At 57.6% G+C, this 14,811-nt stretch carries 16 protein-coding genes; 12 read left to right on the top strand and 4 right to left on the bottom strand.

The features are described 5' to 3' along the window. Window positions 1–50 precede the first annotated feature (50 nt). Window positions 51–956 carry a DUF5655 domain-containing protein gene (locus tag Q0Z94_RS02960; RefSeq protein ID WP_298067533.1) on the top strand — a complete coding sequence of 302 codons (906 nt, stop codon included), beginning with the start codon at window positions 51–53 and terminating at the stop codon, window positions 954–956. Between the two features lie 249 nt (window positions 957–1,205). Here the strand turns inward: Q0Z94_RS02960 and Q0Z94_RS02955 are convergent, their stop codons facing one another. After that, window positions 1,206–2,156, bottom strand: a complete 951-nt coding sequence (locus Q0Z94_RS02955) for an aminotransferase class IV (protein WP_298067532.1) — start codon at window positions 2,154–2,156, stop codon at window positions 1,206–1,208. Between the two features lie 222 nt (window positions 2,157–2,378). Next, complete coding sequence (locus Q0Z94_RS02950; RefSeq protein ID WP_298067531.1) at window positions 2,379–3,419, bottom strand: aspartate-semialdehyde dehydrogenase; 1,041 nt, start codon at window positions 3,417–3,419, stop codon at window positions 2,379–2,381. Window positions 3,420–3,650: 231 nt separating this feature from the next. Here Q0Z94_RS02950 and Q0Z94_RS02945 point away from each other — a divergent pair, with 231 nt between their 5' ends. The 8 genes from Q0Z94_RS02945 (at window position 3,651) to Q0Z94_RS02910 (ending at window position 9,163) form a co-directional block, all read left to right on the top strand. Continuing rightward, a complete protein-coding gene (locus Q0Z94_RS02945) occupies window positions 3,651–3,833 on the top strand; it encodes a hypothetical protein (RefSeq protein WP_298067530.1) in 183 nt (60 codons plus the stop codon). Between the two features lie 84 nt (window positions 3,834–3,917). Continuing rightward, window positions 3,918–4,559: an imidazole glycerol phosphate synthase subunit HisH gene (gene hisH, locus Q0Z94_RS02940; protein ID WP_298067529.1), complete on the top strand. Its 642-nt coding sequence runs from the start codon at window positions 3,918–3,920 to the stop codon at window positions 4,557–4,559. Further along, the gene (gene hisF / locus Q0Z94_RS02935; protein WP_298067528.1) at window positions 4,552–5,337 is read left to right on the top strand and encodes an imidazole glycerol phosphate synthase subunit HisF; all 786 of its coding nucleotides are present in this window, start codon (window positions 4,552–4,554) and stop codon (window positions 5,335–5,337) included. Before hisH ends, hisF begins: the two co-directional genes overlap by 8 nt. 126 nt (window positions 5,338–5,463) lie before the next feature. Further along, entirely contained in the window at window positions 5,464–6,903 is a 1,440-nt protein-coding gene (gene thrC, locus Q0Z94_RS02930; RefSeq protein WP_298067527.1) for a threonine synthase, read from the top strand. 166 nt (window positions 6,904–7,069) lie between these two features. After that, the gene (locus Q0Z94_RS02925; RefSeq protein ID WP_298067526.1) at window positions 7,070–7,258 is read left to right on the top strand and encodes a 4Fe-4S dicluster domain-containing protein; all 189 of its coding nucleotides are present in this window, start codon (window positions 7,070–7,072) and stop codon (window positions 7,256–7,258) included. Window positions 7,259–7,458: 200 nt separating this feature from the next. Beyond that, on the top strand, window positions 7,459–8,133 hold the full coding sequence (locus Q0Z94_RS02920) for a YkgJ family cysteine cluster protein (protein WP_298067525.1): 675 nt from the start codon (window positions 7,459–7,461) through the stop codon (window positions 8,131–8,133). Continuing rightward, complete coding sequence (locus tag Q0Z94_RS02915; RefSeq protein WP_298067524.1) at window positions 8,130–8,531, top strand: hypothetical protein; 402 nt, start codon at window positions 8,130–8,132, stop codon at window positions 8,529–8,531. The genes Q0Z94_RS02920 and Q0Z94_RS02915 overlap by 4 nt, the downstream gene beginning before the upstream one ends. After that, window positions 8,528–9,163, top strand: coding sequence for a tetratricopeptide repeat protein (locus Q0Z94_RS02910; protein ID WP_298067523.1), 636 nt, complete (start codon window positions 8,528–8,530; stop codon window positions 9,161–9,163). The genes Q0Z94_RS02915 and Q0Z94_RS02910 overlap by 4 nt, the downstream gene beginning before the upstream one ends. A 78-nt stretch (window positions 9,164–9,241) precedes the next feature. On the opposite strand, the gene serS is transcribed toward Q0Z94_RS02910, so the two are convergent. Continuing rightward, window positions 9,242–10,525 carry a serine--tRNA ligase gene (serS, locus tag Q0Z94_RS02905; protein WP_298067522.1) on the bottom strand — a complete coding sequence of 428 codons (1,284 nt, stop codon included), beginning with the start codon at window positions 10,523–10,525 and terminating at the stop codon, window positions 9,242–9,244. A 381-nt stretch (window positions 10,526–10,906) separates the two neighbouring features. Here serS and Q0Z94_RS02900 point away from each other — a divergent pair, with 381 nt between their 5' ends. Continuing rightward, window positions 10,907–11,941 carry a L,D-transpeptidase family protein gene (locus tag Q0Z94_RS02900; protein WP_298067521.1) on the top strand — a complete coding sequence of 345 codons (1,035 nt, stop codon included), beginning with the start codon at window positions 10,907–10,909 and terminating at the stop codon, window positions 11,939–11,941. A gap of 104 nt (window positions 11,942–12,045) precedes the next feature. On the opposite strand, the gene fba is transcribed toward Q0Z94_RS02900, so the two are convergent. Then, window positions 12,046–12,969 (bottom strand): class II fructose-1,6-bisphosphate aldolase, encoded by a 924-nt coding sequence (gene fba, locus Q0Z94_RS02895; protein ID WP_298067520.1) that lies wholly within the window; start codon window positions 12,967–12,969, stop codon window positions 12,046–12,048. A gap of 160 nt (window positions 12,970–13,129) precedes the next feature. Between fba and Q0Z94_RS02890 the strand changes: the two genes are divergently transcribed. Continuing rightward, window positions 13,130–14,356, top strand: a complete 1,227-nt coding sequence (locus Q0Z94_RS02890) for a hypothetical protein (protein WP_298067519.1) — start codon at window positions 13,130–13,132, stop codon at window positions 14,354–14,356. Window positions 14,357–14,418: 62 nt separating this feature from the next. Next, window positions 14,419–14,811: IS1 family transposase (locus Q0Z94_RS02885; RefSeq protein ID WP_298067518.1), on the top strand; the 393-nt coding region annotated here is incomplete at its 3' end.

Below are 14,811 nucleotides of genomic sequence, written 5' to 3'. Positions count from 1 at the left end.
ATCCAAGCTGTCCTCTCCAGCTCCCTTTTTCTACGTTTGAGGATACGTTCATGGCCGAGATAAAACTTTACGATACGCATAACGGTGTAGAGGAATTAAGATCATCCCCTGCTCTGCTGGAAAAAGAATTGCAGACGCTGATTGAAGAACATATGCCTACGTTCTTCGGCGTTCGCTTTCTCAAAAGCGAGTATGTGATGACCGGAGGCAGGATGGACAGCATCGGCATTGACGAGAACAACTGTCCCGTTATCTTCGAATATAAGCGTACTTCCAATGAAAATGTCATCAATCAGGGGCTTTTTTATCTGGATTGGCTTCTTGAGCACAAGGCGGATTTCAAACTGCTGGTTATGGATACCCTGGGAAAAGATACGGCCGATGCCATCGACTGGTCGGCTCCATGCGTGATCTGCATAGCAAACCAATTCAGCAAATATGATATTCATGCCGTGGATCGCATGCAGGCCAACATCAAACTTGTGGCCTACAGAAAATACCCCAACGGAATGCTGCTCCTTGAACACCTCAATTCCCCGGCAATCACCAAGGCCGTTGTGCCTGCATCTCTCTCGACTCCGACACATAGCACCAAAAAATCTGAAAACAGTTTTCATATTAAAAAACTTGAAACTCTCACATCAGAACTGAAGAATATTTATAACTATATTTGCAGCTATATTGAATCTCTTGGTGATGACGTGGCCCAAACCCAGCTTAAACAATGTCTGGCTTATCGAAAACTCAGAAATTTTGCCTGTATAGAAATTTTTAATAAACATCTCAAGCTGTTTTTAACTCTTAATCCTTCCACTGTTGAATGTATTGAAGGTTTCAGCAGAGATATAAGCAACATTGGACATCATGGAACAGGCGACGTGGAAGTTATCATCAAAACGGATGAAGATTTCGAACGGGCGAAGCCGCTCATTGAACGCGCCTATAACGAAGGATAAGGTGAAACGTTTTTTTCTGGAACGTTCCTAATGCCTGTCAGGGTCTGAACCTTTCATAGTCCCAGGCTTTAAAGACGAAACTCCCCGTCCAGCGGGGAGTTTCGTTTTTAACCAGAGCCATCAAGGAAAACGGTTCGTGTCAAGGAAGGTACCGATGCCAGACTTGAGGACATCGGCGGGAATCCTCAAGGCGGCACATGCAACACCGCAGGAAAAGAGAGAACCGTGCCGCGTTCCCCTCTTGCTGGATCAGTCGAGGAAAGGTACGCCTCCGGTCACCAGCGCTTCGTGCAGCAGTCGGCGCAGTTTCCTGGCCATGGGGCCGGGGCAGCCGTTCCCTACGGGCTTGCCGTTGTAGTGTGTGACCGCCACGCACTCGCATGTCGTCCCAAGCACCAGGATTTCTGCGGCCTGTTCCAGCATTTCTTCCGTGATGTCGGTGACTATCACCGGCATGAAGGTTTTGGCGAGTTCGGCGGCAAGCAGGGCTGTCGTACCGGGAAGCGCGTGGTGGAAGCGCGGCATGAGCATACGCCCTTCGCTGTCAATCATGGCGACGTTGGCAATGGCGGCTTCGGCCAGGAAGCCGTCTTCATCGAAGGAAAACGTGACCTTCACGCCCCTTTCTCTGGCTTCCCTGGCCATCATGGCGTTGGCCAGATAATTCGTGGACTTGATCTGCGCCAGCCAGGGCTGTTTGGCAGGAACAGCGCTGGCCGCCGCCGTGAGGCCGTTTTCCCAGAACGCTTCGGGCATGGGCTGACTGCGCGTGGCGATGAGGTAGAGGCTGGCTTCAGGGCATTCGGCGGGATCCACCCCCAGAGCGCCGCAGCCCCGGCCCAGCAGAATCTTCAGGCCGCCGTAAGGCGCGCCGCCCACGCGGGCCACTTCCAGCGCCGCGGTCCGCAGTTCCTCCCAGGAGCAGGGCGGTCTGAGGTCGAGCACCTCGGACGAGTGCCGCATACGCTTGAGATGAGCGTCGAGCTGCACGATGCGGCCTTCCAGAAAGGTAAGGCTCTCGAACACGGCGTCACCGCGGTGCACAAGGTGATCATTGAGGGGCGCCAGGAGCAGGTGCGGGTCACGGCAGATGGCCCCCATGCGGTGTTCATAAAAGGCTGTGACGCGCTCCGTGCCTACAAGCGGCTGAGCCAGAAGCTTTTCCGTCCATGCGGACGTATCGAGGACAGGGATGGACATAATGCCCCCTTGAGGTAGAGGTGACGGGCCGGCCTGACCGGTACGCGCCCACGGCAAACCGACAGAAACACGATAGAACAAAAGGCGTTTTTTGAAAAGGCACGGAAAGGGACTCTGTGCGTTCTGCGGCGGCGTTTTTCTGCTGCCTTAAGACGCGACAGGGCCGATGTCCCTCCACGGAACACCGGCCCTGCTTTCTCTTGGCGTGAAGCCTCTGTGTTCTTACAGGAACATCTTCGGATTGGGCACGGACACGAGGTCGCGCCGGATAAGCTCTTCGGCGATCTGGACGGCGTTGAGGGCTGCCCCCTTGCGGACGTTGTCGGCCACCACCCAAAGGTTCAGAGCGTTCTCGCAGCTTTCGTCTTCGCGGATACGGCCCACGAAGACGTCGTCTTCACCGGCGGCATCCACGGCGAGGGGATACATGTTGGCGCGGGGATTGTCGATGACCTGTACGCCGGGGGCCTGAGAAAGAAGAATGCGGGCTTCGGCAGCGGTGAGCTTTTTCTCGGTCTCGATGTTCACGGACTCGGAATGACCGAAGAAGACTGGCACGCGCACACAGGTGGCGGTGACGCGGATGTTCGGGTCGAGCATCTTGTGCGTCTCGTTGACCATCTTCATCTCTTCCTTGGTGTAGTCGTTGCTCTGGAAGACATCGATGTGCGGCAGGCAGTTGAAAGCTATCTGGTGCGGATAGGCGCGGGGTTCAATGTCCTGCATGTTAAACAGGCGGCGCACCTGGGTTTCCAGTTCATCAAGCCCCTTCTTGCCCGTGCCGCTCACGGCCTGCATGGTGGTGACCACAATACGCTTGATTCTGGCGGCGTCGTGCAGGGGCTTCAGCGCCACCAGCATCTGGATGGTGGAGCAGTTGGGGTTGGCGATAATGCCGTTGTGTTTCTCAAGGTCATCGGCGTTCACTTCGGGCACGACCAGAGGGCAGCGGTCGTCCATGCGCCAGGCGCTGGAATTGTCCACCACCACGCATCCGGACGCGGCGGCGTAAGGTGCAAATTCGGTGGAAACGCTTCCTCCGGCGGAAAAGATCGCGATGTCGATACCGTTGAAGGAATCCTTCGTCAGCTCCTTGACGGTAATTTCGGTATCTCCAAAGGGCACTTTGGTTCCAGCGGTACGGGAGGACGCGAGCGCGGTCACGGAGGCGCAGGGGAAATGACGCTGGGCAAGCGTTTTCAACATTTCGCGGCCGACGGCGCCGGTCGCACCGCACACGGCTACATGCAGGGACTTCTTCATGGGGAGATTCTCCTTATCCGGCTCCCAGGCGGGAGCAGCGCAAATTCTGCAATCCTGTTATTTTGCAGATGAAGGTTCAGATTGCCCCCTGGGGGCGGGACTGTCAAGAACATGAGACGTTTTATGAAAAAAAAGAAGCGTTGAACCGGAAAGTTCCGCATTTTCGGCAGGCTGGAAAGAGGACTTGCACTGTTCTTCCGCTCCGGTATGATAAGCCGCGGAGGAAACGCCATGAAGAAACTTTTTTTCAGTTTTGTCATTTTTGCTGTCCTTGCTGCCACGCTTCCGGCCTGTTCTCAGGATGGGGACTCGCTGGATCGGGTGCGTGTTTCGGGCGACATGACCACGGTATTCCGCACGGGCAGCGGCGGCCAGATGCAGGGAAACCGCACGCGCACCGGCATTGATTTTTAAGCGGCCTGAACAGGCGTTTTCCGCTGAAGGAAGAACGGCGTCCGCGACGCTCTCCCAGACAGTTTTCAACAGTAAGGATTTGTTATGTTAGCCATTCTCGACTACAAGGCGGGCAATCAGACCAGCGTGCTGCGCGCCCTGCGTTCCCTGGACATCCCCGCGGAGGTCACGGCCTCGCCGGAAGTCATCATGGACGCCGAAGGCGTCATTTTTCCCGGCGTAGGCGCGGCCGGACAGGCCATGGCCCAACTGACCTCCACCGGCATGGATCGGATCCTGCGGCGCTGCGTGGAAGCGCAAAAACCGCTTCTCGGCATCTGTCTCGGCTGCCAGATTCTGCTTGAGCGCAGCGAGGAGAACGATACCCCAACCCTGGGCATCGTACCCGGCGTCTGCCGCAGATTCCTGCCGGAATGGGAGGACGGCGGACGCCCCATCCGCATCCCGCACATGGGCTGGAACAGTATAAAGGCCAGGCCCTCGGCCCTGCTCGAAGGCATCACTTCCGATGCCCAGTTCTACTTCGTCCACAGCTTCTACCCTGATCCCGCGCCGGAATGGGTCATCGCCACCTGCACCTACGGCCGCACCTTTGCCGCCATATACGGCCGCCCCGGTCTCTGGGCCGTGCAGTTCCATCCCGAAAAGAGCGGCCGCCCCGGTCTGCGGCTGCTTTCCAACTTCTACCGCTGCTGCCGGCAGGCAAAGGAGACGACCCATGTCTAGTCATCTGAGCAAGCGGCTCATCCCCTGTCTGGACGTGCGCGACGGGCGTCTCACCAAGGGCATCCGGTTTCAGGGCAACGTGGACATAGGCGATCCGGTGGAAACGGCCCGCCGCTACTATGAAGAAGGCGCGGACGAAATCGTCTTTTACGACATCACGGCCTCCTATGAATCCCGCGGCATTTTTCTGGACGTGGTAGAGCGCGTGGCCGGCAACATCTTCATCCCCTTTTCCGTGGGCGGAGGCATTTCCACTGTGGAAGACATGCGTGCCGTGCTGCTCGCCGGGGCGGAAAAGGTCTCGGTAAATTCCGCCGCCGTGCGCAACCCGCGTATCATCAGTGAGGGCGCGGAAGCCTTCGGCTCTCAGGCTGTGGTGGTGGGCATGGACGTATTGAAGGTGCCGGTGAGCGAGCGCTGCCCTTCGGGATATGAAATCGTCATCAACGGCGGACGCAAGCCCATGGGCCTGGACGCCATCGCCTGGGCACGACGCTGCGAAGAACTGGGCGCGGGCGAACTGTGCGTGAACTCTATCGATGCGGACGGCACCAAAGACGGGTATGAACTCACCCTTACACGCATGATCTGCGATGCCGTAACCATCCCCGTCATCGCTTCGGGCGGAGCAGGAGCCCCCCGGCATCTGGTGGACGCCGTGACCCAGGGCGGTGCTTCGGCGGCTCTGGTAGCATCCATCGTCCACTACGGGCAGTACAGTATCGCCGAACTCAAGACATACATGGCTCAGTCCGGAGTTTCGGTACGTTTAATTTAACACGGCCGAACGCTTCCCTTTCAGGGAACGTTTGCGGATTTGGAAGGAAGCGGGCCGCTTGCGCGCCGCCCGGAAACACCGTATCCTTTTGCCCTGAAAAACGTCATCCTTCTTTGGAGAAAAAGTATGTCCCAGGATTTTCCCCAGCGCCGTGCGCGCATGGAATATGTGTGCATGGACTGCGGCCACCGTCATCCGGTGGATTCTCTGCTGTACACCTGCCCGGACTGCGGCGGCGTACTGCTGCTTGAAGACCTTGATTTCGATGAAATGAAGGCGCGGGGAGCGCAGTATTGGCGCAGTCTCTTCGACGCCCGCCGTGCCACCCGTACCCGTGCCCTGCGCGGCGTATTCCGTTTTTATGAACTTATGGCCCCCGTTCTGGAAGAGGAGGACATCGTCTATCTCGGCGAGGGGGACACTCCCATTATCGAGGCTTCCCCTGCGCTGGAAAAATCCGTGGGACGCCGCTTCGCCTACAAGAACGACGGCCAGAACCCCAGCGCGTCCTTCAAGGATCGCGGCATGGCTGGGGCGTACAGCTATCTGAAGTCGCTGGTGCGCAAAAACGGCTGGAAGGAAGTCCTGACCATCTGCGCGTCCACGGGTGACACTTCTGCGGCCGCGGCCATGTACGGCGCGTATGTAGGCGAGCCCATCCGCACGGTGGTGCTTCTGCCCCACGGCAAGGTCACGCCCGCGCAGCTGGCACAGCCCCTCGGTTCCGGTGCGCAGGTGCTGGAAGTGCCCGGCGTCTTCGACGACTGCATGAAAGTGGTGGAATACCTGGCCGACCACTACCGCGTGGCCCTGCTCAATTCCAAAAACAGCTGGCGCGTACTGGGGCAGGAATCCTACGCCTACGAGACCGCCCAGTGGTTCGGCTGGGAAATGAAAGACAAGGCGCTCTTCATGCCCATTGGCAACGCGGGCAATATCACGTCCATGATATCGGCCTGTCTGAAGATGCACCGCCTGGGCCTCATTGAGGAACTGCCACACATCGTGGGCGTCCAGTCCGAACACGCCGACCCCGTATGGCGTTACTACAGTCAGCCCAGAAAGCAGCGTATCTATCGGCCGGTAACGGTACAGCCCAGCGTTGCACAGGCGGCCATGATCGGCAATCCCGTATCCTTCCCGCGGGTAAAGAACCTGGTAGAAAAATTCGAGGCTCTGGGCGGACGCTTCGACGTGGTGCAGGTCACGGAACAGGCCATCATGGATGGCATGATTCTGGTCAATCGCCACGGGCACATCGCCTGCACCCAGGGAGGCGAAAGTTTTGCCGGTATGCTTCAGGCTCAGGCTCTCGGCATCCTGCGGGACGGGGAATTCTGCATCCTCGATTCCACGGCTCATGCCCTCAAGTTTTCCGGCTTCCAGAGCATGTATTTTGAAGACCGCTTCCCCGCCGGCTACGGTGTGAAAGCCAATCCCGGCCTTGTGAATCATCCGCGGCTGCTCCTCTCCGCAGAGGAACGCGCGGCCATGCCTGCCGGAGAATTTACCCGTGCGGCGGCTCTGGCCGTGGCGCGGGCCGCCGGTCTGAACGCCAGGGACTGAGCGTAGCGCGAACCTCCCGGAAAAAGGCAGGAATCACGCTTGACAGCGCCTGGCCGGCAGGCTATCCAACAAACGACAGATACTCGGAAAACTGTCTGCTTACTGAGAAATCATTAAAACGTCCCCTGTCCGGGCAAGGTTCGGGGGCACACCTGTGGAGGCTGTTATGAGCTACAAGATCGACTTTGACGCTGACAAGTGCATCGGCTGCGGCCAGTGTGTGGACATCTGCCCTGTTTCCGTATGGGAAATGCAGGACGGCAAGAGCAATCCCGTGAATGCTGAAGAATGCCTGGGCTGCGAATCCTGCTCCGGCGTCTGCGAACAGGGCGCTATCGCTATCGTGGAAGACTAACGCACAGCGCTGCTGCAGGGGTCAAAGAACGGCTTTCATCATGAGAACGTTCGGGGGCGTTCTTGCGTTCCCGTATCCTTGCAGGAGCAATGCTTCCGCCTTCGGGTGTGCCTGCAGGCGGAGAGTCTGATGCGTTTTTTTGCCGCCGGATGGGGATGGCTCATCCGGCGCTTTTCTTAATAACAGTATCGGGAAGCATCATGACCGGCACGGAATTGGACGCTGTTTTTCAGGAATATGACCGCCTCGCTGCGCAGGCGGATCAGCTCTTCAACCGCGTGCGGGAACAGTATCCTGCGGAAGTGGCCTGCAAAAGCGGCTGCAGCGAGTGCTGCCACGCGGCTTTCGATCTCTCTCTGGTGGAAGCCATGGCCCTGAACCGCGCCTTCAACAGGGAATTCGACTTTGGCATCCGCCGTTCCGCCGTGCTTCAGGCGGCCAGTGACGCGGATCGCCAGCTCACCCGGCTGAAGCACCATTATTTCAAGCAGGCGCAGCAGGGCGTGTCCGATGAGGAGATTTTTACAGAGGCCGCAAAAGAGCGCGTCCGCTGTCCGCTTCTGGGACTCGACGACACCTGCCTGCTCTACGAACACCGGCCCATCACCTGCCGTCTCTACGGCGTGCCGACCGTCATCCACGGCAAGGCCCACGTCTGCGGGCAATGTCATTTTCAGAAGGGCGCGTCCTATCCCACGGTAGCCCTCGACCGCATTCAGGATCGCCTGGCCGACATGAGCCGGCGCATCGGTGCCGTCGTGGGTTCACGCTTTCGAGAGCTGCACCGCGTCTATGTGCCTGTTTCCATGGCGCTGACCACCAAATATGATGACGCCTATCTGGGCGTTGGTGCCGCCCCGCGGGAGCAGCTATGAGCATCGCTCCCCTTCTGCGCGGTGAAAAGCCCCGGGAACTGACCGCTGAGGAAGAAAAACTGAAGCGCGAGCTTTATGAGCGCATCCCTCCCAGGCGGCGCAAGTTCATCGACCGCATTGGCTACGAGCAATGGGATCCCTTCCCTGAACCCAACGACCCCATAGAAATCCGCACCGACGTTACCAAACGGACGGCACAGCAGCTCCTTCAGGAATTTGTCAAGTCCAGAAACTGTGAAGCGCAGCTCTCCGGCGCAGCCGGCCCGAGCGAAGCCTTTATTCAGGGTGCGCTGGAAGCCGCCGTGGGCGTGGTGAACAAGCAGGAAAAATTTTTGGGCGCCTACGAATTTGCCGCCTGGTATCATGAACTTCTAAAGAAAGAAGGCGTTATCCGATGAAAGACCGCTATACCGATATCCACGAATACGTCCACGATCTTCAGGAAGAGATCTCCAAGGATCCGAAGTGCGCCATCCATCACTACAACCTTGGCGTGGCCATGCTCTCTCTGGGCGACTATACCGAGGCCGAGGAATGCTTCCTGAACGCCGTGCGCCAGTCTCCCCATCTGGCCGAAGCCTTCGTTCAGCTGGGTGGACTGTGCCTGCGCCGCGGCGACCTGGACGGCTGTATGCAGTACAACAGGGAAGCCGCCGAAGTCCGCCCCAAGTTCCCCGTGGCCTGGGGCAATATCGGCTTCGTACACCTTCAGCGCGGCGAAGTCGACGAAGCCATTACCGCCCTGCACAAGGCTCTGACCTGGGATCCCAAATTTGTGCAGGCTCGCGCCAGCTTTGCTTCCGCTCTCTACATGAAGGGCGAGTACGAAAAGAGCATGGAAATGAGCAAGATGGTCATCCAGCAGGAACCCGCCTTCGGCCCGGCCTGGAACAACCTCTCGCTGGCGTGTCTGGCTCTCGGCGATGCGGTCAAGGCCAAGGAATACGCGGAAAAGGCCGCCGAGTTCGGCTATGACGTGTCCGACGATTACTGGAAGGAACTCAAAAAAGCCGTGGCCGAACAGAAGTAAACGCTTTCGCCCGAAATGCAGAAAGGCTCTCGCATGGCGGGGGCCTTTTCTGTTTGGTGGATAACTGAACCTTTTCGTTTACTGCTGATCGGGACGGATCACTTCCAGTCCGCCCATGTAGGGCCGGAGCACCTTCGGAATGACGATGGAGCCGTCTTCTTCCTGATAGTTTTCGATGACGGCCACCAGCGAACGGCCAGTAGGCAGCCCTGAACCGTTGAGCGTATGCACGAATTCGGGCTTGCCTCCGCCCTTGGGACGGAAGCGGATATTGGCACGGCGGGCCTGAAAGTCCACACAGTTGGAACAGGACGAAATTTCACGGTAGACGTTCTGTCCGGGCAGCCAGACTTCCACATCGTAGGTCTTGGCGGAGCCGAAGCCCATGTCACCGGTACACAGGGTGATGGTGCGGTAGGGAAGTTCCAGCTTCTCCAGGAGTATTTCGGCACAGCGGCGCATATGCTCCAGTTCTTCCCAGGACTTGCCGGGATGTGCGAAACGCACCATTTCCACCTTGATGAACTGGTGCTGACGGATGAGTCCCCGCACGTCCTTGCCGGCGGAACCGGCCTCCGAGCGGAAGCACGGCGTACCTGCGGTATAGCGCAGGGGGAGCTGGCTTTCTTCGAGAATTTCTCCGGCGTGAAGATTGGTGACAGGCACTTCTGCGGTGGGTATGAGGTAGTAATCCCAGGCCGGCATCTTGAAGAGGTCTTCCTCGAACTTGGGAAGCTGACCCGTACCCTGCATGGTGGCGGCGTTGACCATGAAGGGAGGCAGAATTTCGGTCGCGCCGAATTCCGTAGTCTGCGTATCAAGATAGAAATTCATGAGCGCGCGTTCCAGCCGGGCGAACACGCCGTGAGACACGCAGAACCGGGAACCGGCAAGCTTGGCGCCGCGCTCGAAGTCCAGTCCGGTTCTAGCGGCTCCCACTTCGAAGTGCTGCTTCGGGGTGAAGCCAAAGTCCCGCGGCTTTCCCCAGCGGTGCAGTTCGGGATTATCACGCTCATCCACCCCCACGGGTACGGAGGCGTCTGGGATGTTGGGCACACGCAGCATCCACTGGTAGACCTTTTCCTTGATTTCGTCGGCTTCGGCATCCAGCTCCTTGATACGGGCAGAGAGCTTGCCAAGTTCGGCCACAAGCTCCGTTGCGTCCTCGCCGGCGCGCTTGCGGCGGGCCACTTCCCCGGATTCCGCGTTGCGCCGGCTTTTGAGGGTCTCTACCTCCGTAAGGGCTGCGCGGCGTCGGGCATCGAGCTCCAGAAATTCATCGATGGTGATCGGGGAATGGCGGTCGGCCAGAGCCTTGGCGACTACTTCGGGCTGCTTCTGGAGCAGTTTAAGATCAAGCATGAGAACCTTCCTTGCGGCAATGGATAGAAAAAGATGCAGGAATGTCAATTTAGCGGTGAAAAATGGTAGCCCTATTGCCGTGCCGCGTCAATTCAACGGTTCTGGGTATGAGGATGGCGGTGAAGCGTTTTCCGCCCACACGCGCAGGCTCCGGGGCAGAACCGTTTTCCTGATGCTTGAAGGCTGCCTGGAGGAAGCGAATGTTAGACTCCCGACACCCGCAGCACTGCCCCTCACAGAGCAAGGAGATGGAACCTTTCTGACGTACTGCCAGAACTCGACTGCTTTATTGCATACGGCCCGGGGCTGATCCCGCCCTTGCCGCGTCCAGCCTTTTCCCCTATAAGGAAAAAAACGAAAAGACCGGAGGAAAAAGCCCCCGTGCCCACGGCCATGAAACCTTTGTTCGCCCTCCTTGTCCTGGCGGCGCTGCTCCTGTTTCCCGTCCCGCTTCTGGCAAACTGGACGGCCTGCCTTGCGCCGTACGCGCCCGGATTCTTCTTTGCGGCGGACAAATCCCGCGGACTGCTGTTTCAGCTTGGGGGAGAGTCCGCGCCCGCTGTCAGCCGTGTTTTTCCCTGCATCCATGGCCGGGCGGAAGGCGACAAGCAGAAGCAGGGAGACCTGCGAACCCCGGAAGGCGTCTACTTCATCACCCGCAAAATCACACAGCCGCTGGACTTCATGGAGTATGGACCCCACGCCTTCGCCCTCAACTACCCCAACCCCGTGGACCGCATCCGCAGAAAGACCGGCGGCGGCATCTGGCTGCACAGCAAGGGACAGCCCATCGCAGGCATAAAGACCCGCGGCTGTCTGGCCATTGAGCAGGAGGATATCTGCGGACTCGTCTCCGTCCTCGCCCCTGGTACGCCGCTGCTTATCGCCGAACGTCTGGGCGGCGTCCCCTTCGCCTCATCGGCAGGACAACTCCAGTCCTCATCCGCGCCGCTTCCCGCGCCCTCCGGCATGGAAATGCCGGCAGGCCCGTCAGTTTTTTTCTCCAGCGCCGAGCCGCGTGAACAGTGTTCCCTTGAAGATCGCATCTGCCCGCCCGAGGAACAGGAAGTACAAAACCGCGATGCCGAGGAAATACACTTCCTCTCCGGACTATGGATACGCTACTGGCAAGAGGCCAGGGAAACCATCTTCACGCTGTACGACCGCGCCCGCTTCCCGGCGGGCAATCGGGAAAAGCTCTCCGGCCTGCGCGCCCGTCTGCGCAAAAGTTTCCGGACAGACGAACGCCTTGCCGAAGATGTCCGTGTCCTTCAGGGGCCGGGCTACTGGGTCTCCTGCTTTTCTTCACGCTCCCGCACTGGAGACGTCTGGACGGACGGACTGCACGCCCTGTACTGGATGCCCGGCAAAAACGGCTCCTTCCTCATCGTGGGGGAAATCTTCATCCGCCGCTAGACTGTCCCCTTTCTGGGGGATACGGCAAATCCACAAAAAAACGCAAAGAACGGCCCTCGCGCAAGGCGAAGGCCGTTCCTGTACCCTCAGTCTGCCGACAGCGTTCAGATCTTGTTGGAACTACCCAGCACGTTGCGGATCTTGCGCTGCACCATACCCTTTACTGCTTCACGGGCGGGCGTCAGATAGGCGCGGGGATCAAAGGCGTCAGGATGTTCGGCCATGTATTTGCGGATATTGGCAGTCATGGCCAGACGGATATCGGAGTCGATATTGATCTTGCACACGCCGGACTTGGCGGCCTTGCGCAGCATTTCTTCCGGCACGCCGCGGGCATCGCCGAGCTTCGCGCCATACTGGTTGGCCATGGCCACAAATTCCTGCGGCACGCTGGAAGCTCCGTGCAGCACCAGCGGGTAGCCGGGCATCATGGAAGAAATCTTGTCAAGACGTTCAAAGTCAAGTCTGGCTTCGCCCTTGAACTTATACGCGCCATGGCTGGTTCCGATGGCGATGGCCAGAGAGTCACAGCCGGAGCGCTGGACGAATTCCACGGCCTGATCGGGATCCGTGTAGATGCTGTGTTCGGCCTGGACGTGTTCTTCCACACCGGCGAGCTGACCAAGTTCGGCCTCGACCCACACACCGCGATCATGGGCGTATTCCACGACCTTCCTGGTGACGGCGATGTTTTCTTCAAAGCCGAAATGGGAACCGTCGATCATGACGGAAGAGAAGCCGCCATCGATGCAGGCTTTGCACAGTTCAAAATCCGGGCCATGGTCGAGGTGTACCACCACGGGCAGGTCGGATTCCGCAAGCGCGGCTTCCACGAGTTTCATGATATACACCTGACCGGCGTACTTGCGGGCGCCGGCAGACACCTGAAGGATCAGCGGCGAGCGCTCTTCCGCGCCAGCCTGCATGATGCCCTGAATAATTTCCATATTGTTGACGTTGAAAGCGCCGATGGCGTAGCCTTCTGCATACGCACGAGCAAACATTTCTTTGGGAGTCGTAATAGGCATAGCGTCCCTCCGGGAGCTGGTATAAGGGGAGAAAAACACTTTCGCCCCGATATATGTTTTTATGTATCCGCAGCGGAGACTTTTAGCAAGGTCTCTCCCCCGCAAAAGCAGCGTTTTGCCGTTCAGAATCAAATTTTCTGTTTCTCCTGACTCTTGATGAATGCTGGCGGAACAGGCTCAAGATGACGCCGAACGTTCTGCCATCGACGCCGAGCGCACCAGAATTGAGGCGGAGTTCCGGCAAGCCATGCAGTCCATTCCCGGGCTGCGGGCTGAGGTCAAGGGCACGACGTCCCTGACCGACATAGACGTGCGGAACAGGGACACCATAGAATCCGCGGTGGCCTATAATATGTCGCTCATTGACAGCTTGGCCGCGACGTTCTCCAAGTATGAAAAAGCCTCTGACTTCTATTCCAGAATCAGCACTCGCGGCATGATGTTCCACCCGCAGAACGGGCGGCTGGTGACGCCGCAGGAGTACGCTCAGGCCGTCGAGGACATAGAACAGCGGGAAGAAGATCTGGCACGGGAAGAAGCGGAGCGTCCGTTCTGGGACCTTGTCTGGCACAGGGTAGACCCTGAAAGCCTGAAGACGGACTGGCCGGAAGCGGTGAAGGACTTCCGTGCCCGGGGGCTGGGGCAGCTGTTCCGTCCTGCGAGTAAGGGCGGTATCGCCATAGACGAAATCGCCGACGAACTGGAACGGCGGAACCTTATGCCTCCGGGAGGCGGTGCCGACGCGCTTATCGAAAAGCTGAAAGAGATGTCCCCTCCGAGGCGGAGGAGGTCACGCCGGTTACGTTATGGACAGGAGCTTGCCCAAGAGGAGAAAAATTCATTTGGCGTGCCTCTGTCGAGGGTGACGCGCATTGAAGGCAATGTGACCGCTAAGGATGTTGAGATTGCTCTTGAGGAATTAGCAGGACAGGATTTGCCCAATCTGATTGAGGGCATCACGGCTCAGGTGAACAGTAAACAGCGCGGGAAATTGAACAGTGAAAAAGCAAGAAACAAGTCTCTGGACAATGGCTTTACGCACGCTGAGCATAAGGGCATTGCCAAGAATATAGCACAAGCGTGGAAATGGGCGGCAGAGGCACAACGTGGGCCGGATAGGAAAAACAACAGTCCTGATCTCATCATGCACAAGTATGTCGCTGCGCTGAATGTCAACGGGCAGGACGCTTTTGTATGGATCACGGCTAGGGAAAGCCCTGACGGACTGCGGCTTTATTCCGTAGAGCTTATGAACGAAGAGAAGCTCCGGGAAACGGTGAACGCAGGAGACAATGATATTGCCACATACGTTCGCAACCGGAGCTTCGAAGAAATCCTATCCCGCCTGAACCGGCCTGTCAATGGGCAGGAAACGACGAGACACTGACTTTTATAATGACAAATGTTTGAGATTATGCTATCTTTCAAAAAAAAACGGAGGGTACCGGGATGCATTGCCGTAAATGTGGTTCTGAGGCTTTTGTTAAAAATGGGTTTGTCGCTGGAGTTCAACGTTATAAATGTAAGGAATGTGGATTCCAGTTTACGCGGGAAACTCCTCATGGAAAACCAATGAAGGATAAAATCCTTGCCCTTGTTCTTTATCTTTCCGGGCTATCCATGACTATGATCGGAAAAATTATCGGCGTGAGTACTCAAAGCGTTATGAGATGGATAAAAATGTTTTATGACAAATTTGTCGAAAATGAATCCCAGGCAAATATTGAAGAAATAGAAGTTGATGAAATGGTTTCATATATCAATAAAAAAAAAGATCACATCTGGATCTGGAAAGCTATTGATCATAACACTCGAAAACTTATCGGCTGGCAATGTGGTGAT

It is taken from the genome of uncultured Mailhella sp., assembly GCF_947631555.1.
GTDB lineage: Bacteria > Desulfobacterota > Desulfovibrionia > Desulfovibrionales > Desulfovibrionaceae > Mailhella.
The sequence above is the reverse complement of the archived record's forward strand: the minus strand, read 5'-3'. Positions and strand labels throughout refer to the sequence as shown.

Coding starts and splice junctions, on each gene's coding strand:
- Q0Z94_RS02960 (WP_298067533.1), top strand. CDS start 51: ATGGCCGAGATAAAACTTTACGATACGCATAACGGTGTAGAGGAATTA.
- Q0Z94_RS02955 (WP_298067532.1), bottom strand. CDS start 2,156: ATGTCCATCCCTGTCCTCGATACGTCCGCATGGACGGAAAAGCTTCTG.
- Q0Z94_RS02950 (WP_298067531.1), bottom strand. CDS start 3,419: ATGAAGAAGTCCCTGCATGTAGCCGTGTGCGGTGCGACCGGCGCCGTC.
- Q0Z94_RS02945 (WP_298067530.1), top strand. CDS start 3,651: ATGAAGAAACTTTTTTTCAGTTTTGTCATTTTTGCTGTCCTTGCTGCC.
- hisH (WP_298067529.1), top strand. CDS start 3,918: ATGTTAGCCATTCTCGACTACAAGGCGGGCAATCAGACCAGCGTGCTG.
- hisF (WP_298067528.1), top strand. CDS start 4,552: ATGTCTAGTCATCTGAGCAAGCGGCTCATCCCCTGTCTGGACGTGCGC.
- thrC (WP_298067527.1), top strand. CDS start 5,464: ATGTCCCAGGATTTTCCCCAGCGCCGTGCGCGCATGGAATATGTGTGC.
- Q0Z94_RS02925 (WP_298067526.1), top strand. CDS start 7,070: ATGAGCTACAAGATCGACTTTGACGCTGACAAGTGCATCGGCTGCGGC.
- Q0Z94_RS02920 (WP_298067525.1), top strand. CDS start 7,459: ATGACCGGCACGGAATTGGACGCTGTTTTTCAGGAATATGACCGCCTC.
- Q0Z94_RS02915 (WP_298067524.1), top strand. CDS start 8,130: ATGAGCATCGCTCCCCTTCTGCGCGGTGAAAAGCCCCGGGAACTGACC.
- Q0Z94_RS02910 (WP_298067523.1), top strand. CDS start 8,528: ATGAAAGACCGCTATACCGATATCCACGAATACGTCCACGATCTTCAG.
- serS (WP_298067522.1), bottom strand. CDS start 10,525: ATGCTTGATCTTAAACTGCTCCAGAAGCAGCCCGAAGTAGTCGCCAAG.
- fba (WP_298067520.1), bottom strand. CDS start 12,969: ATGCCTATTACGACTCCCAAAGAAATGTTTGCTCGTGCGTATGCAGAA.
- Q0Z94_RS02890 (WP_298067519.1), top strand. CDS start 13,130: ATGCTGGCGGAACAGGCTCAAGATGACGCCGAACGTTCTGCCATCGAC.